The sequence below is a fragment of the Bacillus cereus group sp. BfR-BA-01381 genome (genome assembly GCF_022663555.1).
Taxonomy (GTDB): Bacteria; Bacillota; Bacilli; order Bacillales; family Bacillaceae_G; genus Bacillus_A; species Bacillus_A pacificus.
The window spans coordinates 22,327-48,844 of the sequence record NZ_JAKUFR010000027.1 but is presented as its reverse complement, the minus strand read 5'-3'; the positions used below and the strand labels follow the sequence as shown (position 1 = coordinate 48,844).

The following is a 26,518-nucleotide window of genomic DNA, read 5'->3' as shown; positions in this document are numbered from 1 at the left end:
TGGAAAAAGAAAAAGTATATGATTAGTAGATTGAAAAAAATACCCCTAGCGTAGTAAGTTTTTTTAGTATATAATAAAGGAAACGCTTTCATTTTTAGTTTGTTCACAAAATGGACGGAAAATCACATATTTACTATCGATATGTTGCTTTATAATGAAACTAATTAAATATACATGCATACAATATTGTGAAATAAATAACATAAATAATTTATATAAATGTAAACGTTATCAAAAGAGAGAGGTGGAGGCAATGAGTAAATTTTTCTTCAATCATAATCCAGCAACAGTAGAGGATGGAAGGCTTGTTGAATATGCTGAAATTATTTATGGAGAAGGCGGCCGTTCTGTATTAGAAAATTTAATGGTGAAGGCATCTATCAGATTGCGTGATCGTTATCCGAATAAATCTGACGAGCAGATCTCGAACCTCGTAAATAAAGGCATCCATGATATGTTTCAAAAATATGTGAGTGAGTAAGAGTAGCCATTTGCTACTCTTATTTTTTTGTATAAGGAAGGTGTCTCTAGCTGAAAATAAGGGTGTATTTTGAAAGATATAAAAGGAGTGAAACAGATGAGCAACGGAATTGGCCGTTCAAAAGAAAATCTTCCAACTGATGCAAATCATGTGAGTGCAAAGGATCGTGCGTATCAAAAACGCATGGCAAAGCAAAAACAACAAGAGCGTAATGGTGATAGAGGATAATTCAAAAAAGCTCCTTCAAAAATGAAGGGGCTTTTTAAGTTAGAAAATGATTCGCGGTAACATAAAAGAGTCCACCGTTAATAATTTGTACTGTAATGCGGGGTTCATATTGTTCTTGCAGTGCTTGTTTTTCAATTTCATAGCTTTCAGGAAGTTCATCACTTTCTTCATAAAAACGATTTAAAAGGTCCAAATCGTGATTCCAGCGTACTCTTGCTTCTTTCGCCCACGTATGGTCATCTTCTGCAATAATATTTTTTAAAGCATCCTCTATACGTTGTAAACCACTTTGCGGTTTAATAATAGGCGAGAGCGTAAAACAAAAGTCAGGTATTTTCGGTGTAAGTTTAATTTTAGTTAATGTTTCATGAAAGTTTGCAATCATTGTGCCAGAAATAAGATGAATGCCAATCGAGTGAAGAATATCTTTTTTTCGATCACATTGATAGGAAACTTTTATATTTACACCGAGCCACGGATGGAGCGGTGTATGCGTTGCTCCGCTATGCCGTACTTCTTCATATAAACGTATGTAAGAACCTAATTCTTTTGTCGTTTGAAAAATTTGATGAAGGCGTGGGGAACCGTAGTGGATAAGCTCGCCATCGTTTTCTTCATTTTCTGGATTTGTAATAAGAGTAAGGCGCATCGGATTCGGTACGCCCCCTGTTTTTTCAAGATAGTGCCAATAAAAAGGACGGTTCATTAATAATTTATCCATTTCAATTGTTAACTGCACATCTAATAAATGAGGAGAACGTTCTAAAATTTCACAGTTATTCGCCTCAAAGAAATTGTATAAGTAATTATGAATTTCATGTTGCTGCATAGCCTTGCACCTCAGCTTCATTTCGTTTCGCAAAGTCGATAATAGATGTTAAGTTTTCCATCTTAATGCGGATTTCTCCTTCGCTTTTTGATTGCGCAAATATTTCTTGAATGTGTGCGTCGATGTTTTTCATATTAATTCTCGTTAAAATTTCATCAAGTTCACCGATTACACGCTCAAATAAATTAATTTTTTCATATAACAGTTTCAAAATATGTTCTTCAACAGTGTGTTTTGTAGCTAAGTTATAAATATGAACATCATTCTTTTGACCAAGGCGGTGAATACGTCCGATTCTTTGTTCAAGGCGCATTGGGTTCCATGGTAAATCGTAATTGATCATATGGCTACAAAATTGTAAGTTAATTCCTTCACCACCAGCTTCCGTTGCGATTAGCACTTGCGCATGATTTTGGAAAAGTTCCTTCATCCAATCTTTCTTCCCGCGTTTAAATCCGCCGCGGAATGGGACGGAAGAAATACCGTGTTGTTGTAAAAACCATTGTAAGTACATTTGTGACGCTCGATATTCTGTGAAAATGACGACTTTATCGTCAATTTCTTTTATAAGCTCTAGCGCTTTATTTGCTTTTGAGTTAAAAGGAATACGGTTAATTTTGTCCATTAGCACATCAATATGCGGATCTTTTACGTAATGCTCATTTTCCTTCTGTCGTTTTTCTACATGTTTTTTTAATGAATAGTAAACGGCCTCGCGACTACTACACGCTTCCCGTTTTAAAGTTAATGATGAGAAAGCAGATGTGAAGGCGTCTTGTCCTCGCCAATTTTCGATATCATTATATAGAGCTTGCTCTTCTTCATTAAACTCAACAAAAATTGTACGTACATGTCTCTTTGGCCAATCAATCCCGGTATTATGACGCCGATTTCGGACCATTACTTTGTTAATAAGAGCTTTTAAATCTTCATCAGATTCGGCTGAACGATTTTTTGAAGCATAATATTCTTCAAAATTGGATTGATTGCCTAAGTGTCCTGGTTTTAATAAAGAAACGAGGTTGAAAATTTCATCAATCTTATTTTGGACAGGAGTAGCGGTTAATAATAAACAAAATTTCTTTTTTAATCGCTGTGCAAATTCATAGTTTTTTGTTTTATTATTTTTAAGTTTATGTGCTTCATCGATAATAATAAGGTCATATTCTAAGTTCAAAACGATATCACGATGTGGTGAACGTTTTGCAGTATCAATTGATGATACAATCACATCGGCTTGTTCCCACGAGTAGCTTTTCTTTTGAGCTACAGCTGGAATGAAAAACTTTGTATTTAATTCGTATGCCCATTGTGATACGAGAGAGGCTGGAACGAGTATAAGTACTTTTTTCACAAGGCCGCGGACCATATATTCTTTTAAAATAAGTCCAGCTTCAATCGTTTTTCCAAGTCCTACTTCATCTGCTAGAATCGCTTTACCATTCATTTGTTCAATAACATTTTGAGCGACTTCTAATTGATGAGGAAGTGGTGTGAAATGGGATAAATGTTTCGGTGCTTGTAATCCATCAAAAGTAGGAACAAGTAACGATTTTTCTGTTTCATAAGCTAAATGATATAAATCCCAGTTTGTCCAAGGACCATCTTCATCAATTCTATTTAAAAAATTGTTTTGCCACGTTCGATCTATGGAAATATCGACATTCATTACGACTCTCCCACCTTTTATAAACTAAAGTAATTATGAAAAAATCTTTAATATATAAGCCTTGTAATAAGGCGCTATTACACTTACTGAAAGGTAAACAATAAGTAAAGATAAAGGACTAAATCTTAAAAACTGTATGTAATAAGATTAAGCGTAAAAAATTCTAAATTATTTTTTATGCTAGAATATTGATGAAATATAGCGAATAATGTTAGGATAATGGTGTGAAATGTGTGGAATCTTTCGTATTTTATCCAAGAAAGTGATTTTTTATTTACGCTTTCATAAAAAAATATAATGAGATTCCGTATATCCTATCTTTTCAGAGTGAAAATGTTTAGATAAGGGAAACAACTTTTATTGATTTGTCAGAGCATAAGGGGGAGAGAGCATGATTACATTACAACGTACACCGTTATTTGATGTATACGCGAAGTATGGTGGGAAAACAATCGACTTCGGTGGTTGGGAGTTACCAGTTCAATTTTCAAGCATTAAAGAAGAACATGAAGCTGTACGTACAGCGGCAGGTTTGTTCGATGTGTCTCATATGGGAGAAGTTGAGGTAAAAGGTGTAGATAGTTTAGCATTTTTACAACGTGTTGTTACAAATGACGTATCTACCTTAAAGGTAGGGGGCGCACAATATACAGCAATGTGCTACGAAAATGGTGGTACAGTAGATGATTTATTAATCTACAAACGTGGTGAAGAAGACTATTTATTAGTTATCAACGCATCAAATATCGAAAAAGATTACGAATGGTTAGCTAGCCATGTAATTGGCGATGCGACAGTAGTCAATGTTTCTAGTGAAGTTGCACAGCTTGCAATTCAAGGACCAAAAGCAGAAGGCATTTTACAAAAAGTTGTGTCAGAAGATTTGAAAGAAATTAAGTTCTTTAAATTTAAAAACGATATTGTTGTAGATGGAATTCCAGCACTTGTATCTCGTACAGGTTATACAGGTGAAGATGGATTTGAAATTTACTGTAAGAGTGAAGATGCTGCAAAACTTTGGGAGAAACTTCTTGAAGTTGGAGCAGAAGAGGGCTTAAAACCATGTGGTTTAGGTGCTCGTGATACACTTCGTTTCGAAGCAACATTACCACTTTACGGTCAAGAATTATCAAAAGATATTACACCGGTTGAAGCTGGAATTGGCTTTGCGGTAAAACCAAATAAAGAAGCAGACTTCTTTGGGAAAGCGACTTTAAAAGAGCAAAAAGAAAACGGTGCGCCTCGTAAGTTAGTCGGCATCGAAGTAATCGAACGTGGAATTCCTCGTACGCATTACCCTGTATTTATTGGAGAAGAAAAAATCGGGGAAGTAACGAGTGGTACACAATCTCCAACGTTAAAGAAAAGCATTGGTTTAGCACTAATTGATGTAAAATACGCAGCAGTTGATACAGAAGTAGAAATTGAAATTCGTAATAAACGCGTCAAAGCAGTAGTTGTTCCAACACCATTTTATAAACGTTCAAAGTAACGGGGAGAGGGGTAGATTTCATGTTGCATCGTTATCTTCCAATGACAGAAGAAGACAAAAAAGAAATGTTACAAACGATCGGCGTTCAAACGATCGATGAGTTATTCTCTGATATTCCAGAGAGTGTTCGTTTTAAAGGGGATTTAAAAATTAAAGAAGCAAAATCAGAGCCAGAGCTTTTAAAAGAGTTATCTCAAATGGCTAGTAAAAATGCTAACTTAAAAGAGTACGCTTCTTTCTTAGGAGCAGGCGTATACGACCATTACGCTCCAGTAATCGTAGATCATGTTATCTCTCGCTCAGAATTTTATACAGCTTACACGCCATACCAACCGGAAATTTCACAAGGGGAATTACAAGCAATTTTTGAATTCCAAACAATGATTTGTGAATTAACAGGAATGGATGTAGCAAACTCTTCTATGTACGACGGAGGTACAGCTTTAGCTGAAGCGGCAATGCTAGCAGCTGGCCATACTCGTAAAAAGAAAATTCTTGTATCTAGCGCAGTTCATCCAGAATCAAGAGCTGTACTTGAAACATATGCAAAAGGTCAACACCTTGAAGTTGTTGAAATTAATCATAAAGATGGTGTAACAGATTTAGACGTATTACAAAGTGAAGTAGATGATACAGTTGCTTGTGTAATCGTTCAATATCCAAACTTCTTCGGACAAGTTGAAAAATTAGCTGATATTGAAAAAATCGTTCATCAACAAAAATCATTATTTATCGTTTCTTCAAATCCATTATCATTAGGCGCATTAACACCACCAGGAAAATTTGGTGCTGATATTGTCATCGGTGATGCACAACCATTTGGTATCCCAACGCAGTTTGGTGGACCACACTGTGGTTACTTTGCAACGACGAAAGCATTCATGCGTAAAATTCCAGGACGTCTTGTCGGACAAACTGTAGATTCAGATGGTAAACGTGGATTTGTATTAACGTTACAAGCACGTGAACAGCATATTCGCCGTGACAAAGCGACATCTAACATTTGTTCAAACCAAGCGTTAAATGCATTAGCAGCATCAGTTGCAATGACGGCACTTGGTAAACAAGGTGTGAAAGAAATGGCACGCCAAAACATTTCTAAAGCACAATATGCAAAACGTCAATTTGAAGCGAAAGGCTTCACAGTTACATTTGCTGGACCATTCTTCAATGAGTTCGTTGTAGATTGCAAGCGCCCAGTGAAAGAAGTAAACGATGCATTATTACAAAAGAATATTATCGGCGGTTACGATCTAGGCCGTGATTATAAAGAGCATGAGAACCATATGCTTGTAGCAGTAACTGAGCTTCGTACAAAAGAGGAAATTGACACACTTGTAAACGAAATGGGGGCTATCCAATGAAGAACCAAGACCAAGCACTTATCTTTGAAGTAAGTAAAGAAGGACGCATAGGATATAGCCTACCAAAATTAGATGTAGAAGAAGTGAAACTAGAAGATGTATTTGAGAGCGATTATATTCGAGTAGAAGATGCAGAGCTACCAGAAGTATCTGAACTTGATATTATGCGCCATTATACAGCACTTTCAAACCGTAACCACGGTGTTGATTCTGGTTTCTATCCACTTGGATCTTGTACGATGAAATATAATCCGAAAATTAATGAGAGTGTAGCTCGTTTCGCAGGATTTGCAAATATTCATCCGTTGCAAGATGAAAAGACAGTACAAGGTGCAATGGAATTAATGTACGATTTACAAGAGCATTTAATTGAAATTACAGGTATGGATACTGTTACATTACAACCAGCAGCTGGTGCACACGGAGAATGGACAGGCTTAATGTTAATTCGTGCATACCATGAAGCAAATGGTGACTTTAACCGTACGAAAGTAATTGTTCCTGACTCTGCTCACGGAACGAATCCAGCATCTGCAACTGTAGCTGGTTTTGAAACAATTACGGTAAAATCAAATGAACATGGTCTTGTTGACTTAGAAGACTTAAAACGTGTTGTAAATGAAGAAACAGCAGCACTTATGTTAACAAACCCTAATACATTAGGTTTATTCGAAGAAAATATTTTAGAAATGGCAGAAATCGTCCATAACGCAGGCGGTAAATTATACTATGATGGTGCAAACTTAAATGCAGTATTAAGCCAAGCGCGCCCAGGAGATATGGGATTTGACGTTGTGCATTTAAACCTTCATAAAACATTTACAGGTCCTCACGGTGGCGGTGGCCCAGGTTCTGGTCCAGTAGGTGTGAAAGCTGATTTAATTCCGTACTTACCAAAACCAATTTTAGAGAAAACGGAAGATGGCTATCGCTTTAACTATGATCGTCCAGAGGCAATTGGGCGCGTAAAACCATTCTACGGTAACTTCGGAATTAACGTTCGTGCATACACATACATTCGTTCTATGGGTCCAGATGGCTTGCGTGCAGTAACGGAGTATGCGGTATTAAATGCGAACTATATGATGAGAAGATTAGCACCATTCTATGATCTTCCATTCGATAGACATTGTAAGCATGAGTTTGTATTATCAGGTCGTCGTCAAAAGAAACTTGGTGTACGTACATTAGATATCGCAAAACGTCTGCTTGATTTCGGTTACCATCCACCAACAATTTACTTCCCATTAAATGTGGAAGAATGTATTATGATTGAGCCGACAGAAACAGAATCAAAAGAAACATTAGACGGTTTCATTGATAAGATGATTCAAATCGCTAAAGAAGTAGAAGAAAATCCAGAAGTTGTACAAGAAGCACCTCATACAACAGTCATTAAACGTTTAGACGAAACGATGGCTGCACGTAAACCAGTTTTACGTTATGAAAAGCCAGCTCCTGTACAAGTTTGATTAGAATAACAAAAAAAGAACTCGCTATATGCGAGTTCTTTTTTTGTATGGAGAATTTGTTCCGCAATTTGTGGCCTGGTAATCAGTAGAGATGAACAAAAACACCCACTGATTAAAGTTTCACTTTATGCAGAAGTGGTGAAGAAAATGTTAAAAATTTATATTTTTTGTTTCATAATGGTGTAAAGAAGCAGTTTTATAGGTGATTTTGTTGAAAAAGTCGGTTTGATAAAAGTATTTATTTTTGTTAGAATTTTATTGAAATTAAGAAGATGTGATGAGGCAAAAATTACTCATTTTTATGTATATGTGAAAAAACGAGCAAGACGGGGGTGAAAGTGTGGGATATCGATGTTATAGAATGGTATACCATCTAGAAAATGGAGAAACAATTAAAGATGTAAAAGAATTTTGCTATCGAGACCAAGGAAAAGTGTTAGAAAGAGTAGCGCATCGTGTAATGGATAATAGAGAAGTGACGGCAATTGATAAGCAAGGAACAATCATTTCAATAGCATGTGAGGACATTGTAAAGGTGGAACTTGATTACATAACAGAAAGTTAACCTTGAGTCATATCGAATTATTCGATAAAATATACTGTTGAATGGTGAAGTGAGAAGAGAGGAGTTTATCATGGGTAGTACAAGACACTTTTATATGTTTATCTTAGCGTTTGTTCTTGTTGTGGCATTAACGATTTATTTAATTGTTGATAGCACTTGGTACAACACAGTTCATCCGGCGTTCCTTCTGTTTATGTATGTAGGAATTGCGGTAGTGAGTTTCGGAATGAGAGATGAGATGTTAGATCGCTTTGAAAAGTGATACATATACGAAAGACCAACAGGAAAATGTTGGTCTTTTTTTCTTGCCAAAAATAGGATGGTGTGTATATACTGTATATATAAGGTATATACAGTATATACACAATGGAGGAAAACATGAATATTATTATTTCGAATTCTTCCCAAGACCCTATTTATGTACAAATAAGAAAACAATTAAGCCAGCTTATTTTAAATGGTGGTTTAAAGGGTGGAGACCAATTACCGTCTATTCGTAGCTTAGCAAAGGAATTACAGATTAGTGTAATTACTACGAAGCGTGCGTACGAGGAGCTTGAGAAAGAAGGATATATAGAAACTGTTGCTGGGAAGGGGACTTATGTTTCACGTAAAAATAATGAACTATTAAAAGAACAAAGGCTTCGTCTATTGGAAAGTAAAGCGGAAGAGATTGTAAATGAAAGTAAAGCGTTACAGCTTTCACTTGAAGAATTACAGCAGATGATAGCGTGTTTATATGAGGGGGAATAAAGGGTGTTAGAGCTAAAAAATGTTTGTAAAAGTTATGAAGATTTTGCAGTGAAAAATATAAGTTTTACATTACCACGCGGATATATTATGGGATTTGTCGGACCGAACGGAGCCGGGAAAAGTACGACGATCAAAATGATTATGAATTTAATTAGAAAAGATAGCGGCGATATAAAAATTTTTGGCAAGGACAACAAGAAAGCCGAAAAGGAAATAAAGCAAAATATCGGCTTTGTATATGATGAAAATCATTATTACGAAGATTTAACGTGTGAGCAAATGAAGCGTATTATTGCACCGTTATATAAAAAGTGGGATGAAGAGCAGTATCAATCGTATATGCATAGATTGCAAGTTCCGAAGTATAAAAAAATTAAAGAATTATCAAAAGGAATGAAAATGAAATTTGCGATTGCCATCGCGCTCTCGCACCACGCAGAATTTATCATCATGGATGAACCAACAGCAGGATTAGATCCAGTTGTTCGAAGTGAATTACTTGATATGTTGCAAGAAATTGTAATGGAAGATGAAGTATCGGTATTATTCTCAACGCACATTACAACAGATTTAGAGCGCATTGCAGATTATATTACGTTTATCAACGATGGAGAAATTATATTTACTGGTGAAAAAGAAGACTTAATGGAGAACTACGTAATCGTAAAAGGAAGTAATGATTTATTAGATCGAGAAGGAAAAGAACTATTTGTTGGATTACGAAAAAATAAATTTGGTTTTGAAGGTTTAGCGAAGGATAAACAAGCAATTATTGACTGGTTTGGAAATGAGGTTGTACTAGAAAAGCCTACATTAGATGATATTATCGTTTACACCGCGAAAGGGAGAAGTGCTTATGCGTCAGCTCGTATATAAAGATTTGTTCTTTTTTCGGGTAACTTGGTTAGTAAATCTTGTTGTCCCCCTTGTATTATTTATGTTAGATCCAGGTGGTGAATTGTTATTTTCGATGAGTTGTCTATTTATAACTCTTTCTTCTGTTATGACACTAATCTTTATGGATGAAAGAAATAAAAGTGACATTGTGATAAATAGTTTACCGGTAAGTCGAAAGGATATCATTATTGCTAGATATATTTCCTGTGCAATATTCATTGTAGGCAGCATATTCTCTACGATGTTAGTTGTTTTTCTTATAAGAGGCATTGTAGTTATTGGTGATATCGGTGCATATCATCCTAATCTATACATTGAAATTCCATGGTATGAAGTCATAAATGGAGCTGTTTACGCTGTGTTTTTTGTTGTGACATTTTTTCCAAGTTATTATGTTACAAAGTCAAAGATAGCACGAAGTATAGTATCAGGAGTATCAATGGCAGTTGGTGGGATTGCTTGGATATTTATAGGGGATGGACTGAATGAAACAACGTCATCATTCAGTAATTGGATTATGAATCTTTCGAACATTTTCTTGCTTATAGTTTGGGCGGTTATATTAGTTAGTGTGTATATCGCCTCTATGTTTCTTACAATTAAAATTTACGGAGCACGTGATTTATAGAGAGGGGAATTTAGATGCAGCAATTGATTTTGAAGGAGTTTTTCTTACAGAAGAAGATGTTTCCTTTTTATTTTTTTATACCTATTTTATCCGTTTTTAAAAATTCCGTAGAACCAATGGGGATTGCAATCGGATTATTTATAACATGTAGTACGATTATATATATTTCTTTTTATTATGAAGAGAAAAGTAAAGCAGAAAAAGTATTAGTGAGTTTGCCTATAACGAGAAAAGAAATAGTTATAGCTAAATATATTTCAAGCACATTATTTATTATGGTTGGTTTGAGTGTAACTTTTATAGTCGTAATATTAGGAAATATTTTATTGGGCAGGGATATAGTCATGCCTGGATATGCAATATTTTCAGCAATAGTAGCAACTTTGATCTATTGTATTGTAACGATACCTGCTAATTACATTGGAGGATATAAAGCTACTTCTGTTTTGAATGTTATTATGGTTTTGCCTTTAACAGGTATGATCGGTCTTATGTGCAATGTTTTTGGTGATAAAACAATTATGTTAAAAGTACTTCAATCTGAAGATGCTACACTAGCAATGGGTGTTCTTGGAACCGGAGTGTTAGTAAGCATATTCATATCAATGATTCTCTCAATGAAGATGTTTCAGGAGGTAGAGTTATAGAAGAGGCATTTTCATATTAGGAGGTGTAATACATGATCAAGCAATTAGTTTTAAAAGATATGATGATGCAAAGAAAGTTAGGGTTTGTTTATCTTATATGTTTCTTGTTCCTACTCATTGTTGATTTTCGCAGTGATAGTTTTTTGATGACATTTAGCATGTTTGTACCTGCTCTTGGCATGATACTGTCAATGAGTTATGAGGGGAAAAATAGAAGTGAACTGATAGTAAATAGTTTACCGTTTGACCGTAAAGATCTTGTCATAGGGAAATACATATTTGTAAGTATTTTAGTTGCTCTAGGTGGATGTTTCTCACTAGTGGTTGGTTTCATACAGTTGCAAAATGAGCATATGACTGGATTTATGCTGTGGGGAGAAATTCTCGGAGGTATAACAGGTGGGTTTGTTTGTAGCATAATTGTACTTCCGATTGAATTCTCAGTAGGATATAGCAGTGCCAAACAAATTGCTCCGTTCGCCGGACTTGCATTGGGATATTTGAGTGGATTGATTGTAAGTAACGTTTGGTTAGATGTAGAAAATGCTTGGAACACGAGTCTAGTCGTAAATATTTGTTTTATAGCAGGATTGCTTCTTTTATATGTTATGTCTATGTTTTTCTCAATTCATTTGTACAATGAGCGTGATTTATAAGGAGGAAGCGAGTGTGAAGCAACTAATTTTAAAAGATTTCATCATTCAATGGAAGTTTTTAATTTGGTACATACTGTATCCTGTTTTCTTTTATATGGCCTTAACAGATACGGAAAATCTGTTCATAATTATGTCCGTAATTATTACAATTGGAGCAACAGTAAAAACATTTGAAGCAGATAGTAAAAATGAGAGTGAAGTTATAGTAAATAGTTTGCCAATATTGAAAAAACATATTGTATTTGCAAAATATATAGTAGCAATTATTATTCTTTTTATAAGTGTAATGGTCGGTTGTTTTACGATGGGAATGAAGAATGGGGTTAACCTATTTGAATTTATTGAAACGACAATGGTTGCTAGTATTAGCTTTATTTTAGTGTATTTAAGCTTTGTTTTACCGATATCGTTTTGGTTGGCCTATAAAAAAACTATTTTTATTGCGATTTTTATACTAATAGCACCTATGGCCGTTTCTTCTATTTTCTTTGGAATCAACCTAGAACAAATTCAACTATATAACAGCGTGTTATTCATTAGTTCAATATGCATGTTTATAATATCTATCTTCGTTTCAGTGAAATTGTATGAGAAGAGAGAATTTTAAAAGGTGCCCTATAAAAGGCACCTTCTTCAATAACGACAATAGGAAAGTAAAAGTTTATAAACAGAGAGATTACTCGGTACAACATCTTTCGGAGTATGTAATATAAAGCTGAAAACGATAACGAGAATGAGAAAGAGGAAAAATAAAAATAGGATTTGCTTATGTATAGAATTTTGCATATTATTCACTCCTTTTTTAGGTAGTATGTCCAAAAGAAAGGAGTGTATGAAACATTTTAGGAGGGGAGAATGATGAGCAAAAGAAAATGGGTATATAGAATAGGGGTACTTTTCGTTTCAATTGGTCTCATATTAGGGAATGTTTATTCCGATATACCATCACCATTTCCTAATTTGCATAAAGAGGTTGGTATAAGTATTGCCATAGTTGGTCTATTTTGTCTTATCACATCAAACTTCTACAGAAAGTCTGAATGAGGATAAAAAAGGACAGTTACTCTTTTTCAGAAGAACTGTCCTTTTTGAATAATTTATTCCATAGCTTGGCGATACTCCATATAATGACGATTGCAATGGATGCAATAATGGACCAAACGATTGATATCATTTCAAGTGTCATGTTAGGAAGGAATGTGAGAATGGATACTATTTTATGAAACAATGATTCTATTATGTGAAAACTGATTTGTAATAGAACGACGATACCAAGCGTGATCCATGCTAACAGTTGCTTCCCTTTTTCTTTCCACATGACATTCACCTCACGTTAGCTTAATAGTTTTAAGCCAACAGCGCCGCATAGAATGCAGCTTAAGAAAGCAAGACGACGCCAATCCGCTGATTCGCGGAAAATAAGGATGCCTAGAAGTGCACTTCCGGCAGTTCCGATTCCAGTCCAAATCGCGTAAGCAGTTCCCATCGGTAATGTGTTCATCGCTAGGGATAAGAAGAAGAAGCTTACGCCGAAGTTAGCGATTAAAATAACTTTTGGTGCCCAGCCTTTCTTTTCAGTGGCTACTTTCATAAAGAGTACACCAATAATTTCACAAATACCAGCTAGAATTAAAAATACCCAAGCCATTTTATGCGGCCTCCTTCGCTTCTTTTTCTTCTGTTACTCGTTTTAAACCAATTACGCCGAAGAAGATTAAACCAATTAATAATACTTTTACGATAGAGAATGGCTCTCCGAAAACGAAAATTTCTGTAAGAACGATTCCACCAGCTCCAATTCCAGTGAAGACTGCGTATACAGTACCAACAGGTAAATCTTTATAAGCTCTAAATAATAAGATGAAACTGATTGTAATTAATAACGCAACACCAGCCCATTCAAGTGGAGCCTCCGCGTGTTTTAATCCAATTACCCAAAAGATTTCAATAATACCAGCTAAGATTACATAAATCCATGCCATATGTCATTTCTCCTTCCTACCAGTCGTTAGGTAAAGGGCTTAAAAACGACGCATTGCAAAGGAGCAATCCGTCAGTTTGAAAGTCCACGCCAAAATACTTTCCAAGAAGCGTCTAAACGTGTCTCAAAACGATTTAAACCTGCGTATAGTAGTTCAACCATAAGACCGTCAAGTAAGCATAGAAAAGCCTCTAAGGCGTCTTTTACTTCAATGTTATGCAACTCATCTTGTTCGCTTGCTCTTTTAAATACAGGGAATAAAAGTTTTCCGACGTTTTCAATGTGTACATTTGCTTTATTAATAATTTGTTCGCGAAATGCATCAGGCGGAAAATAAGAAGTGCGTAACCAAAACATTGATTCTTCACTTTCACCAAATCGTTTTGCATAGCCCTTTAGTAGCTGTAAGAGCAATTCTTCAGTAGACGAATTTGAAAACTTTTCGATATCGCCTGTGAAGCTCTGTAAGTCTTTTTGAAGAGCGGATTCTAAGCATATAAAATATAGCTCTTCTTTTCCTTTAAAGTGTGCGTAAATTGATGGTTTTTTAATCCCGACTTCTTGAGCAATATTTGCTAATGAAGTTCCTTCGTAGCCGTAGCGTGCGAAATGAGAAAGTGCTACAGCTTTAATGCGGTTTGCTGTCATTTTCATCCCCTACCTACCGTTCGTTAGGTTCATTATATGCAAGGGAAAATATAAAGTCAATAGGTGAAGAGCTGAAAAAGAGCGCTATAGGTAACGCTCTTATTAGACAGTATCTCGTTCAATTAAATGGAATGAAAGCTCTTTTGCGTTCCCGATAATTTGCTCGCTTTGGATTTGTTTATGGAATAAAGAAAACGCATGTGAGCCCATTTCGAGACCGGGATGTTCAATTGTTGAAATTTCTAACGCCTTTGAAATTTCATGATTATCAAATCCGAGGATAGCAAGGTCTTCGGGTATTCGAAGACCTTGCTTGCGAGCCTCTGTTAATAAACCAGCTGCAACTTGATCGTTCGCTGTAAAAATAGCAGTTGGACGATTTCTCATGTTTAAAATACGATGGAGTATTTGTGCACCGTCTTGCATTGTATAGCATTGATGAAAAATCCATTCGGGATGTAACGTTTTGCCTTCGTTACGAAGTGTATCAGCAAACGCTTTTTCACGTTCCATAGAATTTACACTTGTTTTTCTTGCTAAACAAATCCCGATTTTTTCATGACCTTTATTGAGTAAATAGGCGGTGCCGAGACGGAAGCCTTCATAATGATCTACGTAGACAGATGAAATGAGGGGGTGGTGCATTTTTTCGCATGAAATAATAGGAGCAAATTTTGCGAAAGGTTCAATTTGTTCCCATGAACTCGTTCGAGAGCAAATAATCATCCCGTCGAATTGTTTCATTTTCATCATTTCAAGAACACGAATTTCTTCGATACTATCGTAATTCGTTTGACATAAATTAATGTGATATCCAGCTGCTAACGCTTCGTTGCCGATTCCTTCAATAATGGTACTGAAGTATGGAAGGTTAATGAAAGGGAGCATAACACCGATTGTATATGTTTTTCCCTTTATTAAATGAATAGCATTTATATTTTTGGCATAGTTCAATTTTTCAACAGCATCTAGAACACGCTTACGTTTTTCTTCTTTTACGTAAGGGTGATTATTTAGGACGCGGGAAACAGTTGATATGGATACACCAGCGGTTTTTGCAATTTGTTTTATATTGGCCATATGTATCACCTCTCTCTCCTTATTATAAAGGGAAAATAATAAGAATGAAAAAATCTTGACCTGAAAAGCTTTTCACAAACTATGTTATAAATAGGACTTCTGTTATTCGCGTAACCTTTTTATTTGGGCGTGAGAATGATAGGGGTCTTTTTTGCGTCTATAAAAGAAGTTTTGTCAAAATGTGTGAGAATAACGTGGAAAGTTTTCAAAGGGGGAGTTTGTTAATGAGGCGAATATGAACAGCATATAAACAATTGATTCATAAAGATAGCGGTATGAAAGGGCGGAAACAAATTGAAAAAAGGGATCATTTGTTTCGTGTTTTCTAGTCTAGTGCTAAGTTCATGTTCGTTTCAGCAAACGATGCGAGAAGAAAAACAATTTGTGGGAACAACAGGGGGAGCTATGGATCATGTTACAGATCCAATTTCGCTGAAGGAGCTTCCGAAATATTTTCCAGTGACATTTAAAGTTCCGGCGTTTTTACCGTATGACATTACGAGTGATGTGAAGGGAGAAGTCAGAACGATTGGAAAAAAGAACACTGTCTTAATGATTAAATATAAACAGCAGGATCCAAGTAGAAATGAGTATATTGAGTTAAATGTTGCGAACTTTCCTTATAGTTTTCCGGATCTTGTGGAACAGAAACGATTTCAAGAACAAATGAAATTGAATAATGGAGCACTCGCTTATTTTAAAAATAAGGATGACGCCGAGCGAGGAGATGAATTTGCTACGCTTATATGGAAAGAGAAAGAGAAAGGACTTGAATATCAGCTACTGTATCGTAATGCACAAGAAAATGATCAAGATGTGATTAAGAAAAATTTATTATACATTGCAAATAATATGAAATGAAAAACTAGCTGAGTTATTCAGCTAGTTTTTGTATGTTATTATTTCTTTTTAATTTTTCCAGTCCACGTTTTGAATCCACCTTGTAATTGGTAGAAATCTTTGTAGCCTTGTTTCTTTAAGTATTGAGCCGCACGACCAGTACGGAATCCGCTTTGACAGTATAAGTAAACTGGTTGATCTTTACGAAGTTCTTTATGACGAAGGCGAATTTGTGATAACGGAATGTTACGTGCGCCTAAAATATGCCCTGCAGTATATTCGTCTGCTTCGCGAATATCGATAAGCTGTGCTTTACGGTAGCCAGCGCGAAACTCTTCTTCTGAAAGTGTTGTAATTAATTTTTTCTGATAGAAATACATCCATACAGTGTAACCGATGAACGCTACGATTACGGCTAATAAAATAATCCAAGTTGTTGACACGATTCTATCGCTCCCTTTTTTCTTATCCTACTTTCAATATTATAATGCCCGTATGTATTTATGCAACAGATTCATTTGTATATAAGAAGAAATTTCGTATTCTTTCACAAATTTTGTCGAATTTGGTAGACTAGAGAATGTGAAAAATAATTGGTTATATGAGGTGCAGGATGGGAAAAGAAAAATGGTGTTATATTAACTCTGGTCAATGTTCACCGGCATTTAATATGGCGTTAGATGAATGTTTATTAAATTGGCAAAGTGAAAAGAAAATGCCACCAACCATTCGTTTTTACGAATGGGAAGTACCGACATTAACAGTCGGGTATTTCCAGCGTGTTGAAAAAGATATTAATATGGATGTAGTTAACGAAAAGAAATATGGATTCGTTCGTCGTCAAACAGGCGGTAGGGGTGTACTACATGATAAAGAATTAACGTACAGTGTTATTGTGTCTGAAGATCATCCGAATATGCCAAAAACAGTTACAGAAGCGTATCGTGTTATTTCGCAAGGTTTACTAGATGGTTTTAAAGCATTAGGGTTAGAAGCGTATTATGCAGTTCCAAAAACAGAAGCAGATCGTGAAAATTTAAAAAATCCACGCTCAGGCGTATGTTTTGATGCGCCGTCTTGGTATGAAATTGTAGTAGAGGGAAGAAAAATCGCAGGTAGTGCGCAAACACGTCAAAAAGGCGTTATTTTACAGCACGGGTCGATTCCATTAGAAATAGATTTAGATGAGTTATATGATCTGTTTTTATTCCCGAATGAACGTGTAAAAGAACGTATGAAGAGTATGTTCTCTTCTAAAGCGGTAGCAATTAATGAATTAACAGACCGTACGTTTACAATCGAGCAGTTAATTAAAGCGTTTGAGGTTGGGTTTGAAAAAGGATTAGATGTAGAGCTTGTTCCGTATGAATTAACAGAAGAACAATTACATGAAGTGCAAACATTAGCAAAAGAAAAGTATGAAAGTAAAGAGTGGAATTATAAAAAATAAGAGGTGGCAATTGCCACCTCTTATTTTTTTATAGTAAATTAAGTACTTTTTCTACTTTGATTCCTTTATCTTGTAAAGAACGAAGGCGATTGACAACGTCCATAATTTCTTTGTCAAATGTAACGCTAATACCTTGGCTTTGTAGTTCTTTTTTTAAGTCTTCAATAGAATCATCTATGTCGATGCCAAGCTCGTAATCTTGACAAACTTCAATTGTCTTTTTCACGAGTTTCACATAATTTTCTTGTAGTTTTGAATTTGTTTCAGTCAAAGCAGGTTGCTTCGGTTTTGCAGGCGCGACCGGTGCTGTCTCTTGCTTTGTAACTGGAGTTGGTACTTCTCGTTTCACAGGTGCTGGAGTAGATAATTCCACAGCTGCTTCTACACTTACTGGCTTAGGTGTCGGTGCTGCAGTAGGCTTAGGTGTTGGTGCTGTAGCAGGTGTTTCCACACGTGTAACAGTCTTTGGAGCAGGTGTAACTGCTTTTGGAGCTTCTACAACTACTTCTTTTTTCGGAGTAGCTTCTACAACTGTTTCTTCTTGTTCAGCAGCCTCTTTATTTTCTTTACTCCACATAACGCGTTCTATCTCTAGAGAAACATTATTTTTGTTCATCGCTGTTAATGTAACTTTACCAACTTCAGCGTTTCCAGTGAAATCAACAATTTTATAAATAACACTCTTGTTCCAATCCACGTTTCCGCTCAAAAATAATTCTTCGTTACATTTCGGCGTTAAGCCCTCGATTTTAATTTCTGCGTTTACACCGTTTTCACTATATACCATAATTAGCGAAGCATTTACATCTTCGTCTGCTAACATTAGTTCACGTACCATTTTGCCGGTGCGTACTTGCGTTTTCTTCTTAACTGACATCTAATTTCTCCTCTCAAAAATTCAGTAATAATAAAAAAATCGTATAACGAAAAATAATTGCTCACGAAGATTTATGATACCGATAATAAAAGCATCACGTCAACAATTAACTTTAATTATTTTGCATTTTTCTTATTTTCTTTATGAAATTTTTCAATTTGTAAAATTAGACAGAAGAAAAACAGCCTTTTGAAAGGCTGTTAAAAATTTGATTTTTTATATAGGAATTTATATAAAGCATAAAATAGGATAGCGAATAAAGCGTTTTGCCAAAAGGTTAGATGATAAATGAGGTAAGGTTGTTTTTTAAAATAAATATTTAAGAATATAGCAGAACAAAATGGGATAGCAAATGCGAATCCAAATAGAATTCTTCTTTTCCAATTCATTTTCTGATCAAAGGAGTATCGCTTTAATAAATATAAAATGAATAGTATACCTAGTATAATTATTGAAACAGATAAAGTAGTTCCAAGGATACTAAAAGGTGGACTTATTATTTCGGTGTTCTTTTCAAAAAAGAAACTGATAAGAGAAGCAATGGTGTCTATTCCAAACTGTATAGCGAGAAGTAAGCTAATAACAAAGCCGATTAAAGAAGTTTTTTCTAACATTGTTTGAACCGGCAAAGACGATATGAGTTCATCACAATAAGATTGTAAGTCATCACCAAAAATGTCATAAGCATTTTTATTTTCTCTTTGTGCTTCAATGAGATGGTCTAATATTTCTAGTAATAGTTCTTCTACTTGTTGCTCTGGCACGTTAGATAAACGAAGATAAACTAGCATATCGCTATAAGCAACTTCATTTTCAGGTGTTAGAAGTTCGCGTTGTTTGTTGTTCAATTTAATCATGTCTTGTGCATTCATCCCCATCACTCCCCCTGTAATAAATTGTTCACTGTTGTTGAAACCATTCCCCAGCTTTGTTTAAATTCTTCAAGCTGTTCTAATCCTTTATCCGTTACGTGATAATATTTTCTCTTTGGGCCAAGTGAGGAGGCTTTTAATGTTCCTTCAATCAATTTCTCTTTTTGCATACGTAACAATAACGGATATATGCTTCCTTCACTTACGAATGTAAATCCGTGTTTATTTAATTTTGTACTCAGTTCATATCCGTACACTTCTTCTTGTGAAATGATGTATAGGATGCAACCTTCGAGCACACCTTTTAACATTTGGCTGTGCATGATTTCACCACCTTTTACTCAGGTAACTTGCTGTGCAAGGTAGCTGTTATTCAAATTATAACATTCAGTAACTTGCAAAGCAAGTTACTGAAGTGGAAAACTTTAATGCGTGTTAATTTTTAAACGTTTCCCATACTAACGAGAGGAGGGAAGCATATGAAACCGTTTATGCCAAAACTTGTTTATTTTGAACCGAAGGCACTTGAATATCCACTTGGAAAAGAGCTGTATGAGAAGTTTACGAAGATGGGACTAGAGATTCGTGAAACGACATCCCATAATCAAATTAGAAATTTGCCGGGTGAAAATGATTTGCAAAAGTATCGTAATGCAAAATCAACGCTTGTCGTTGGGGTGAGGAAGACATTAAAGTTTGATACGTCAAAACCGTCAGCTGAATATGCGATTCCGCTTGCAACAGGATGTATGGGACATTGTCATTATTGTTATTTACAAACGACACTTGGGAGTAAGCCTTACGTTCGCGTGTATGTGAATCTTGAAGAAATATTTGAGAAAGCAAAGCAATATATGGATGAAAGAGCACCTGAAATAACAAGATTCGAAGCTGCTTGTACATCAGATATCGTTGGAATTGATCATTTAACACATGCATTAAAGCGGACGATAGAGTTTATTGGAGAAAGTGAATATGGGCGTTTACGTTTCGTTACGAAATATTCGCACGTTGATCATTTGTTAGATGCAAAACATAACGGAAAAACTCGTTTCAGGTTTAGTATTAATTCACGGTATGTAATTAAAAATTTTGAGCCGGGGACGTCACCGTTTGAAGAACGAATTGAAGCGGCTCGTAAAGTAGCAGGCGCGGGTTATCCGCTTGGGTTTATAGTTGCGCCGCTTTATATGCATGAAGGATGGGAAGAAGGATATCGTGAATTATTTGAGCGACTGTACAATGCACTAAAAGATTTGTCTATACCGAATTTAACATTTGAATTAATTCAACATCGCTTTACAAAGCCAGCCAAAAAGGTCATACAAGAGCGTTATCCGAGTACGAAGCTTGAAATGGATGAAGAGAAGCGAAAATATAAATGGGGACGGTACGGCATTGGGAAATACGTATATAAAAAAGATGACGCAGCAGTATTAGAAGAAACAATAAGAGGTTATATACATGAGTTTTTTCCTGATGCAGAAATACAATACTTTACTTAAGAGGAGTCTGTATGCAAATACAGATTCTTTTTTGTTTTATATATTTAGGCTTGTTTTCAACTTGTCACGTTATTCTTTCTGGTGTATCATTTTATTGATTGCTTCGTACGGAATGAGCAAAATGAAATTGGATGGAGGAAACCGATGCCTACCCCTAGTATGGAAGATTATATTGAACAAATTTATTTGTTGATTGATGAAAAGGGTTATGCCCGCGTATCTGATATTGCTGAAGCGCTTAGTGTACATCCATCCTCTGTAACAAAAATGGTGCAAAAATTAGACAAAGATGAATATCTAATTTATGAAAAATATAGAGGGCTTGTATTAACATCAAAAGGTAAAAAAATCGGAGAACGTCTCGTATATCGTCATGAATTGTTAGAGCAATTTATGCGTATTATCGGTGTGGATGAAAGTAAGATTTACAATGATGTAGAAGGAATTGAACATCATTTAAGTTGGGAAGCAATTGACCGCATTGGCGATTTAGTGCAATACTTTGAACAAGATGAGGTTCGAGTGGAAACACTTCGTGGCGTTCAAAAAGCAAATGAAGAGAAAAGTAATTAAGGGGAACGTAATTCGTTTCCTTTTTTATTTCAATCGAAAAGGATGGGAGAATTATGAAAGCAATTATTTTTGATTTTGATGGATTAATTGTGGACACAGAAACAATATGGTTTCACTCTTTCAGAGACGCCGTTCGTGAGTACGGTGGGGAGTTACCTTTAGAAGAATTTGCAAAGTGTATTGGAACGACAGATGATGTATTGTATGCCTATTTAAATGACCAATTAAAAGAGAAGTTTAACAAGCATGCATTAAAAGAAACAGTGAAAGCTTTACATAAAGAGAAAATGAAAATACCAGAAGCTCGTGACGGGGTAAAAGAATACTTACAAGAAGCGAAAGAAATGGGATTAAAAATCGCATTAGCTTCCAGTTCCTCTAGAGAATGGGTAATTCCTTTTTTGGAAGAGCTACAAATTCGAGATTATTTTGAAGTCATTAAAACGAGGGAAGATGTTGAGAAGGTAAAACCAGACCCAGCACTTTACCGAGTTGCGATAGAAGATTTAGGGATTGATCCGTCTGAAGCGGTTGTATTTGAAGACTCGTTAAACGGATTGAAAGCAGCGATTGCAGCAGGGTTAACGTGCGTCGTTGTACCTAATGATGTGACACGTAATTTACCATTTGAAAATCATCACCTTCGAATTGAAAGTATGAAAGATAAAAGCTTGAAAGAAGTACTGCGAAATATAAAGAAAGACCGTATTTCCTAAAAGGAAGCACGGTCTTTCTTTTTGTTTTTTTTACCTTCAATGACAGTTAAATGAGATTGTTTTCTTTTTCGCTTTAAAGAAGAAGGATTCCCTTTTTTCCCTTTGTCATTAGAAGCGTTTGATTTAAAGAAAGAATTGCTTAGGGGTGCTACATTTTGTTTCCCATGTTTGCGGCTCGATTGTTTTGCAGCACGCTTATATGAGCTTTGCGAATTTGCTGAACCGCTAGAGTTTGTAAACATTTTGTAGAGTAAATAAAAGATACCAACGACAGCCAACATGATACCAATATTTCTTAACACTCCCATTGGATCTGTAATGACAGATGAAACAAGGCCGAATATTGCTAATCCGATAATAAGCACAAATATAGCGAAAGTAAACGAACGACCGTTCATAAGGAACACCTCCTAAAAACATATATTAAAATTAGTATATTAACGATGAGGAAAGGAGTTGAACACCATTTTTAAATAATTATTGTTTGTTTTCTAAACGTAATAATTCTTCAAACGATGCAATGGCTACTTCCACTTGATCATCTGTTGGTTCTTTCGTTGTTAATAGTTGTAGCCATAATCCGGGATATCCAAGTATGCGTAATACTGGAATATCGCGTAATCGATTCGTAAATTGTAACACTTCAAAAGAAATGCCGAGAACGACTGGAATTAATAAAATTCGGTTTACGACTCTGGCCCAAAGTGGATCTGTAGGGACAAGGAAATAAACAAACATTCCAATAATGACTGTAAATATAATGAAGCTACTGCCACAACGATAATGAAGGCGAGTTTGTTTTTGAACATTTTCTACAGTCAATGAAAGATTATTCTCATAGGCATTAATTACTTTATGCTCCGCACCATGGTACTGAAATACCCGCTTAATGAGTGGCGTTAAAGAAATAAAGTATATATAGCTCAATAATAGCATGAGCTTAATGACACTTTCGACAATGATTTGCCCTGTATGAGATGGGAAAATCGGTCTCGTTAATTCAGCTAGTAATGCAGGAACTGCTGTGAAAATGACTTTACCGAATATGAAAGATAAAACGCCAACTGCTGCAACTCCTAATACCATCGTTAACTTCGATTGTTCTTCTTTTTTATTTGCAATTTGTTCGTCTTCTTCTGGGGGAACATCAAATCGTTCTGAAGCAAAGTTTAAATGTTTTGCTCCGTTCGCGCTTGCATCCACAATAGCGGCAATCCCTCGTAAAAATGGAATTTTTTTTAGGATAGATAATGCTTTATTACGAACGCGTGGTAATCGATAAAATTCAATCGATTTATCTTTACGACGAACCGCTGTAACAGTATATTCTCTACCGCCAAACATAACTCCTTCTATGACCGCTTGCCCGCCATATATTTGTTTTGACTCTTCTGCCATGTTAACACCAACCTGTATTTGTTTCTCTCTTATGTAGAAAAAGAGGCAATTGTCATACTGGGTTCTGTCATTTTGAAATAAGACAATCACCGAGTTTCCTTTATTTTATCGACAAATACAAGTATATGACAAGGAAAAATGTTACGAGAGTCGGACATTTCTTATTCTTTTTATAGACAAATTTCGCAGTATTTAAACATGGTTCAAAATAGTTTCGGGCATACTATTGAGCGGAGGTGTCGATGTGAGTCAAGAACAATTAGGAACAAGGAATTTTGTACAAATTGGTTTATTTGGTGGACTGTTTTGGGGAGGGATATGGTATTTCCTTCATATATTTTCATTTACAGAAGCGGGACCGAACTATTTATTATTACCATTTGCCTTTGGAAGCTGGAAAGAAGGGGTATGGGGCAATGTGTCAGGAATTGTTTGTATGGCACTACTCTCGATTTTAATTGCCTTTTTATATAAAGCGTTTTTGGCAAAGTTTGAAGGAATTCTTCCAGGGATGATTTATGGTCTATTTTGGTGGGCGTTATTATTTTTCGGAGTGGGGTTAATAGCTCCTGCTATTAAAAGTGCACTCCATTTACCGAAAGAAACAATTGTGACGACAATATGCATCTTTATATTGTATGGTGTGTTTATAGCATACTCTGTTTCCTACGCAGTAAATACGAATAAAGCTGAGCGAGAAGGGGAAGAGAAGACAAACTATTCAAATAAGTAACTCCTATGTTAAAATGTTATATAGATATTTAATATTAAGGAGTTTTAAGCATATGAAAAAGGTACTCCTCGTAAACGGTCCTAACCTAAATCGCCTCGGTGTCAGGGAGGTAAATGTATATGGAAAGGGCACGCTAGCGACACTTGAAGCAGATATGAAGCAAGAAGCAGAAGCAATGGGAGTGGAGTTAGAATGTTTCCAATCGAATCATGAAGGTGCGATTATCGATCGTATTCATGAGGCAGAAGATATATATGAAGGAATCATTTTAAATCCTGGAGCATTTACGCATTATAGCTATGCGATTCGAGATGCAATTGCGAGCATTTCGATTCCTGTTATTGAAGTACATATTTCTAACATTCACCAGCGTGAGGCGTTCCGTCACGAATCTGTGACCGCAGCTGTTTGTGCGGGACAAATTGTTGGATTTGGTTTTTATGGCTATAAGTTAGCGTTATTTGCATTAATGGAGAAATTGAGGGAGGCATAAAGTAATGGAGAAAATCGAAAGATTAAGAAGTGCATTTGATGAGGCTGGTATTGACGGTATTTTGTTAACAAATGAACATAGTCGTAGATATATGGCTAACTTCACAGGAACAGCTGGTGTTGTACTCATTTCGAAAAACCGCGCTCAATTTATTACAGATTTCCGTTACGTAGAGCAAGCTACTAAACAAGCGGTTGGATACGAGATTGTACAGCATGCAGGACTAATCATTGATGAAGTTGCAAAGCAAGTGAAAGAATTAGGAATTCAAAAGCTTGGCTTTGAGCAAGATACTCTTACATATAGTTCTTATTCAGCGCATAAAGAAGCAATCGATGCTGAATTTATCCCAACTTCTGGGCTTGTAGAAAAGTTACGCTTGATAAAGACTGATTCAGAGATTAAGATATTAAAGGAAGCTGCACAGATTGCAGATGCTGCCTTTGAACATATTCTATCATTCATTCGCCCGGGAGTATCTGAAATTGAAGTGTCAAATGAACTTGAATTTTTCATGAGAAAACAAGGAGCAACATCTTCTTCGTTTGATATTATCGTTGCTTCAGGTCTTCGTTCGGCATTACCGCACGGCGTGGCATCTGAAAAAGTGATAGAAACAGGAGATTTCGTTACATTAGACTTCGGCGCTTATTACAAAGGATATTGCTCTGATATTACTCGTACGATCGCAGTTGGTGAACCATCTGATAAATTGAAAGAAATTTATAATATCGTTTTAGAAGCACAATTACGTGGTGTGAACGGTATTAAAGCTGGTTTAACAGGCCGTGAAGCGGATGCGTTAACGCGCGATTACATAACGGAAAAAGGATACGGTGAATACTTCGGACACTCTACTGGTCATGGAATTGGTCTTGAAATCCATGAAGCACCAGGTTTAGCGTTCCGTTCTGATACAGTACTTGAACCAGGTATGGCTGTAACAGTAGAACCAGGTATTTATATTCCAGGTATTGGCGGCGTACGTATTGAAGATGATATCATTGTAACAAGTGAAGGTAATGAAGTAATTACGAAATCACCAAAAGAACTTATTATTTTGTAATACACAGGAGGATTTTTTTACATGATTTCAGTAAACGATTTTCGTACAGGTTTAACAATTTCAGTGGATAATAGCCTTTGGCAAGTACTTGATTTCCAACACGTAAAGCCAGGTAAAGGTGCTGCATTCGTTCGTTCTAAACTACGTAACCTTCGCACAGGTTCTGTTCAAGAGAAAACATTCCGTGCAGGTGAGAAAGTAGAAAAAGCACACATCGAAAACCGTCGTATGCAATATTTATACGCAAGCGGTGAGGCTCACGTATTTATGGATAACGGAACTTATGAGCAAATCGAACTTGGTGAAAAACAAATCGAGCGCGAGCTTAAATTCCTAAAAGAAAACATGGAAGTATCTATTATGACTTACCAAGGCGAAGTACTTGGTGTTGAACTTCCAAACACAGTTGAATTACAAGTTACAGAAACAGAGCCAGGTATTAAAGGTGATACTGCTTCTAACGTAACAAAACCAGCTACATTAGAAACTGGCCTTGTTGTACAAGTACCAATCTTCATTAACGAAGGCGAAACACTTATCATCAACACTGGTGAAGGTAAATACGTTTCTCGTGCATAGTAGAAAAGCACTCGTGATTATCACGA

Annotated in this window: 37 protein-coding genes; 23 read left to right on the top strand and 14 right to left on the bottom strand. The window is 35.8% G+C overall.

Going from position 1 to position 26,518, the window contains the following annotated elements; genetic code table 11:
* Positions 1-63: 63 nt before the first annotated feature.
* Positions 64-180: a hypothetical protein gene (locus tag MR079_RS11945; protein WP_003279814.1), complete on the bottom strand. Its 117-nt coding sequence runs from the start codon at positions 178-180 to the stop codon at positions 64-66.
* Positions 181-253: 73 nt separating this feature from the next.
* Between MR079_RS11945 and MR079_RS11940 the strand changes: the two genes are divergently transcribed.
* The gene (locus MR079_RS11940) at positions 254-481 is read left to right on the top strand and encodes a hypothetical protein (RefSeq protein WP_000032699.1); all 228 of its coding nucleotides are present in this window, start codon (positions 254-256) and stop codon (positions 479-481) included.
* A 96-nt stretch (positions 482-577) separates the two neighbouring features.
* Positions 578-709: a hypothetical protein gene (locus MR079_RS29220; protein ID WP_000064669.1), complete on the top strand. Its 132-nt coding sequence runs from the start codon at positions 578-580 to the stop codon at positions 707-709.
* A gap of 34 nt (positions 710-743) precedes the next feature.
* Here the strand turns inward: MR079_RS29220 and MR079_RS11935 are convergent, their stop codons facing one another.
* Both MR079_RS11935 and MR079_RS11930 read right to left on the bottom strand, forming a co-directional pair.
* A complete protein-coding gene (locus MR079_RS11935) occupies positions 744-1,538 on the bottom strand; it encodes a YqhG family protein (RefSeq protein WP_001183969.1) in 795 nt (264 codons plus the stop codon).
* Complete coding sequence (locus tag MR079_RS11930; RefSeq protein ID WP_139866682.1) at positions 1,525-3,207, bottom strand: DEAD/DEAH box helicase; 1,683 nt, start codon at positions 3,205-3,207, stop codon at positions 1,525-1,527. The genes MR079_RS11935 and MR079_RS11930 overlap by 14 nt, the downstream gene beginning before the upstream one ends.
* A 391-nt stretch (positions 3,208-3,598) precedes the next feature.
* Here MR079_RS11930 and gcvT point away from each other — a divergent pair, with 391 nt between their 5' ends.
* From gcvT to MR079_RS11870, 12 genes are all read left to right on the top strand, one after another.
* Entirely contained in the window at positions 3,599-4,699 is a 1,101-nt protein-coding gene (gene gcvT / locus MR079_RS11925) for a glycine cleavage system aminomethyltransferase GcvT (RefSeq protein WP_139866684.1), read from the top strand.
* Positions 4,700-4,719: 20 nt separating this feature from the next.
* Positions 4,720-6,063, top strand: a complete 1,344-nt coding sequence (gcvPA, locus tag MR079_RS11920; protein ID WP_000903231.1) for an aminomethyl-transferring glycine dehydrogenase subunit 1 — start codon at positions 4,720-4,722, stop codon at positions 6,061-6,063.
* Positions 6,060-7,535 carry an aminomethyl-transferring glycine dehydrogenase subunit 2 gene (gene gcvPB / locus MR079_RS11915; RefSeq protein ID WP_000795696.1) on the top strand — a complete coding sequence of 492 codons (1,476 nt, stop codon included), beginning with the start codon at positions 6,060-6,062 and terminating at the stop codon, positions 7,533-7,535. The genes gcvPA and gcvPB overlap by 4 nt, the downstream gene beginning before the upstream one ends.
* Before the next feature lie 361 nt (positions 7,536-7,896).
* The gene (locus MR079_RS11910) at positions 7,897-8,100 is read left to right on the top strand and encodes a DUF3929 family protein (RefSeq protein WP_000262495.1); all 204 of its coding nucleotides are present in this window, start codon (positions 7,897-7,899) and stop codon (positions 8,098-8,100) included.
* Positions 8,101-8,170: 70 nt separating this feature from the next.
* Positions 8,171-8,362 carry a hypothetical protein gene (locus tag MR079_RS11905; protein ID WP_000535935.1) on the top strand — a complete coding sequence of 64 codons (192 nt, stop codon included), beginning with the start codon at positions 8,171-8,173 and terminating at the stop codon, positions 8,360-8,362.
* Between the two features lie 116 nt (positions 8,363-8,478).
* Positions 8,479-8,853, top strand: coding sequence for a GntR family transcriptional regulator (locus MR079_RS11900; protein WP_001021352.1), 375 nt, complete (start codon positions 8,479-8,481; stop codon positions 8,851-8,853).
* A gap of 3 nt (positions 8,854-8,856) precedes the next feature.
* Positions 8,857-9,729 carry an ABC transporter ATP-binding protein gene (locus MR079_RS11895; protein ID WP_000891297.1) on the top strand — a complete coding sequence of 291 codons (873 nt, stop codon included), beginning with the start codon at positions 8,857-8,859 and terminating at the stop codon, positions 9,727-9,729.
* The gene (locus MR079_RS11890) at positions 9,710-10,378 is read left to right on the top strand and encodes an ABC-2 transporter permease (protein ID WP_139866688.1); all 669 of its coding nucleotides are present in this window, start codon (positions 9,710-9,712) and stop codon (positions 10,376-10,378) included. Before MR079_RS11895 ends, MR079_RS11890 begins: the two co-directional genes overlap by 20 nt.
* Before the next feature lie 14 nt (positions 10,379-10,392).
* Positions 10,393-11,025 (top strand): ABC-2 transporter permease, encoded by a 633-nt coding sequence (locus tag MR079_RS11885; RefSeq protein ID WP_113741457.1) that lies wholly within the window; start codon positions 10,393-10,395, stop codon positions 11,023-11,025.
* 32 nt (positions 11,026-11,057) lie between these two features.
* On the top strand, positions 11,058-11,681 hold the full coding sequence (locus MR079_RS11880) for an ABC-2 transporter permease (RefSeq protein WP_139866690.1): 624 nt from the start codon (positions 11,058-11,060) through the stop codon (positions 11,679-11,681).
* The gene (locus MR079_RS11875; RefSeq protein ID WP_242294017.1) at positions 11,665-12,288 is read left to right on the top strand and encodes an ABC-2 transporter permease; all 624 of its coding nucleotides are present in this window, start codon (positions 11,665-11,667) and stop codon (positions 12,286-12,288) included. Before MR079_RS11880 ends, MR079_RS11875 begins: the two co-directional genes overlap by 17 nt.
* 248 nt (positions 12,289-12,536) lie before the next feature.
* Positions 12,537-12,725, top strand: coding sequence for a hypothetical protein (locus MR079_RS11870; protein WP_242294014.1), 189 nt, complete (start codon positions 12,537-12,539; stop codon positions 12,723-12,725).
* A 16-nt stretch (positions 12,726-12,741) separates the two neighbouring features.
* On the opposite strand, the gene MR079_RS11865 is transcribed toward MR079_RS11870, so the two are convergent.
* The 5 genes from MR079_RS11865 to MR079_RS11845 all read right to left on the bottom strand — a co-directional run bounded on the left by MR079_RS11865 (position 12,742) and on the right by MR079_RS11845 (position 15,390).
* The gene (locus MR079_RS11865) at positions 12,742-12,999 is read right to left on the bottom strand and encodes a DUF3975 family protein (protein WP_242294013.1); all 258 of its coding nucleotides are present in this window, start codon (positions 12,997-12,999) and stop codon (positions 12,742-12,744) included.
* Positions 13,000-13,014: 15 nt separating this feature from the next.
* Entirely contained in the window at positions 13,015-13,329 is a 315-nt protein-coding gene (locus MR079_RS11860) for a DMT family transporter (RefSeq protein ID WP_000312623.1), read from the bottom strand.
* A gap of 1 nt (position 13,330) precedes the next feature.
* Entirely contained in the window at positions 13,331-13,663 is a 333-nt protein-coding gene (locus MR079_RS11855; RefSeq protein ID WP_042875534.1) for a DMT family transporter, read from the bottom strand.
* Between the two features lie 71 nt (positions 13,664-13,734).
* Positions 13,735-14,316, bottom strand: a complete 582-nt coding sequence (locus tag MR079_RS11850; RefSeq protein ID WP_003267456.1) for a TetR/AcrR family transcriptional regulator — start codon at positions 14,314-14,316, stop codon at positions 13,735-13,737.
* 96 nt (positions 14,317-14,412) lie between these two features.
* Positions 14,413-15,390, bottom strand: a complete 978-nt coding sequence (locus MR079_RS11845; RefSeq protein WP_242294012.1) for a LacI family DNA-binding transcriptional regulator — start codon at positions 15,388-15,390, stop codon at positions 14,413-14,415.
* A 318-nt stretch (positions 15,391-15,708) separates the two neighbouring features.
* Here MR079_RS11845 and MR079_RS11840 point away from each other — a divergent pair, with 318 nt between their 5' ends.
* Positions 15,709-16,251, top strand: a complete 543-nt coding sequence (locus tag MR079_RS11840) for a DNA polymerase III subunit delta (RefSeq protein WP_139867105.1) — start codon at positions 15,709-15,711, stop codon at positions 16,249-16,251.
* 38 nt (positions 16,252-16,289) lie between these two features.
* Here the strand turns inward: MR079_RS11840 and MR079_RS11835 are convergent, their stop codons facing one another.
* Positions 16,290-16,673: a rhodanese-like domain-containing protein gene (locus MR079_RS11835; RefSeq protein ID WP_000108655.1), complete on the bottom strand. Its 384-nt coding sequence runs from the start codon at positions 16,671-16,673 to the stop codon at positions 16,290-16,292.
* Positions 16,674-16,843: 170 nt separating this feature from the next.
* Here MR079_RS11835 and MR079_RS11830 point away from each other — a divergent pair, with 170 nt between their 5' ends.
* Entirely contained in the window at positions 16,844-17,680 is an 837-nt protein-coding gene (locus MR079_RS11830; protein WP_000514079.1) for a lipoate--protein ligase family protein, read from the top strand.
* A gap of 28 nt (positions 17,681-17,708) precedes the next feature.
* Here the strand turns inward: MR079_RS11830 and MR079_RS11825 are convergent, their stop codons facing one another.
* The 3 genes from MR079_RS11825 to MR079_RS11815 form a co-directional block, all read right to left on the bottom strand.
* Positions 17,709-18,557 (bottom strand): hypothetical protein, encoded by an 849-nt coding sequence (locus MR079_RS11825; RefSeq protein ID WP_242294011.1) that lies wholly within the window; start codon positions 18,555-18,557, stop codon positions 17,709-17,711.
* Between the two features lie 200 nt (positions 18,558-18,757).
* The gene (locus MR079_RS11820; RefSeq protein WP_139866696.1) at positions 18,758-19,429 is read right to left on the bottom strand and encodes a DUF1129 domain-containing protein; all 672 of its coding nucleotides are present in this window, start codon (positions 19,427-19,429) and stop codon (positions 18,758-18,760) included.
* A 5-nt stretch (positions 19,430-19,434) separates the two neighbouring features.
* Positions 19,435-19,752: a PadR family transcriptional regulator gene (locus tag MR079_RS11815; protein ID WP_000556083.1), complete on the bottom strand. Its 318-nt coding sequence runs from the start codon at positions 19,750-19,752 to the stop codon at positions 19,435-19,437.
* Between the two features lie 156 nt (positions 19,753-19,908).
* On the opposite strand from MR079_RS11815, the gene splB reads away from it, so the two are divergent.
* From splB to MR079_RS11800, 3 genes are all read left to right on the top strand, one after another.
* Positions 19,909-20,934 carry a spore photoproduct lyase gene (splB, locus tag MR079_RS11810; RefSeq protein ID WP_139866698.1) on the top strand — a complete coding sequence of 342 codons (1,026 nt, stop codon included), beginning with the start codon at positions 19,909-19,911 and terminating at the stop codon, positions 20,932-20,934.
* Between the two features lie 144 nt (positions 20,935-21,078).
* The gene (mntR, locus tag MR079_RS11805; RefSeq protein WP_001143076.1) at positions 21,079-21,507 is read left to right on the top strand and encodes a transcriptional regulator MntR; all 429 of its coding nucleotides are present in this window, start codon (positions 21,079-21,081) and stop codon (positions 21,505-21,507) included.
* Between the two features lie 53 nt (positions 21,508-21,560).
* Complete coding sequence (locus MR079_RS11800; RefSeq protein WP_242294010.1) at positions 21,561-22,223, top strand: HAD family hydrolase; 663 nt, start codon at positions 21,561-21,563, stop codon at positions 22,221-22,223.
* Here MR079_RS11800 and MR079_RS11795 read toward each other — a convergent pair.
* Both MR079_RS11795 and MR079_RS11790 read right to left on the bottom strand, forming a co-directional pair.
* Positions 22,220-22,621 (bottom strand): SA1362 family protein, encoded by a 402-nt coding sequence (locus tag MR079_RS11795; protein ID WP_139866702.1) that lies wholly within the window; start codon positions 22,619-22,621, stop codon positions 22,220-22,222. The two genes, MR079_RS11800 and MR079_RS11795, sit on opposite strands and share 4 nt — an antisense overlap.
* Positions 22,622-22,700: 79 nt before the next feature.
* A complete protein-coding gene (locus tag MR079_RS11790; protein WP_242294009.1) occupies positions 22,701-23,621 on the bottom strand; it encodes a DUF1385 domain-containing protein in 921 nt (306 codons plus the stop codon).
* A gap of 244 nt (positions 23,622-23,865) precedes the next feature.
* On the opposite strand from MR079_RS11790, the gene MR079_RS11785 reads away from it, so the two are divergent.
* Genes MR079_RS11785 through efp form a run of 4 tightly spaced genes read left to right on the top strand, consistent with a single transcriptional unit; the run spans position 23,866 to position 26,492 of the window.
* A complete protein-coding gene (locus tag MR079_RS11785; RefSeq protein ID WP_049112497.1) occupies positions 23,866-24,354 on the top strand; it encodes a YqhR family membrane protein in 489 nt (162 codons plus the stop codon).
* Between the two features lie 52 nt (positions 24,355-24,406).
* Entirely contained in the window at positions 24,407-24,847 is a 441-nt protein-coding gene (aroQ, locus tag MR079_RS11780) for a type II 3-dehydroquinate dehydratase (protein WP_242294008.1), read from the top strand.
* A gap of 4 nt (positions 24,848-24,851) precedes the next feature.
* A complete protein-coding gene (gene pepQ / locus MR079_RS11775; protein WP_000411051.1) occupies positions 24,852-25,913 on the top strand; it encodes a Xaa-Pro dipeptidase in 1,062 nt (353 codons plus the stop codon).
* Between the two features lie 21 nt (positions 25,914-25,934).
* Entirely contained in the window at positions 25,935-26,492 is a 558-nt protein-coding gene (gene efp / locus MR079_RS11770) for an elongation factor P (protein WP_088297952.1), read from the top strand.
* Positions 26,493-26,518 lie beyond the last annotated feature (26 nt).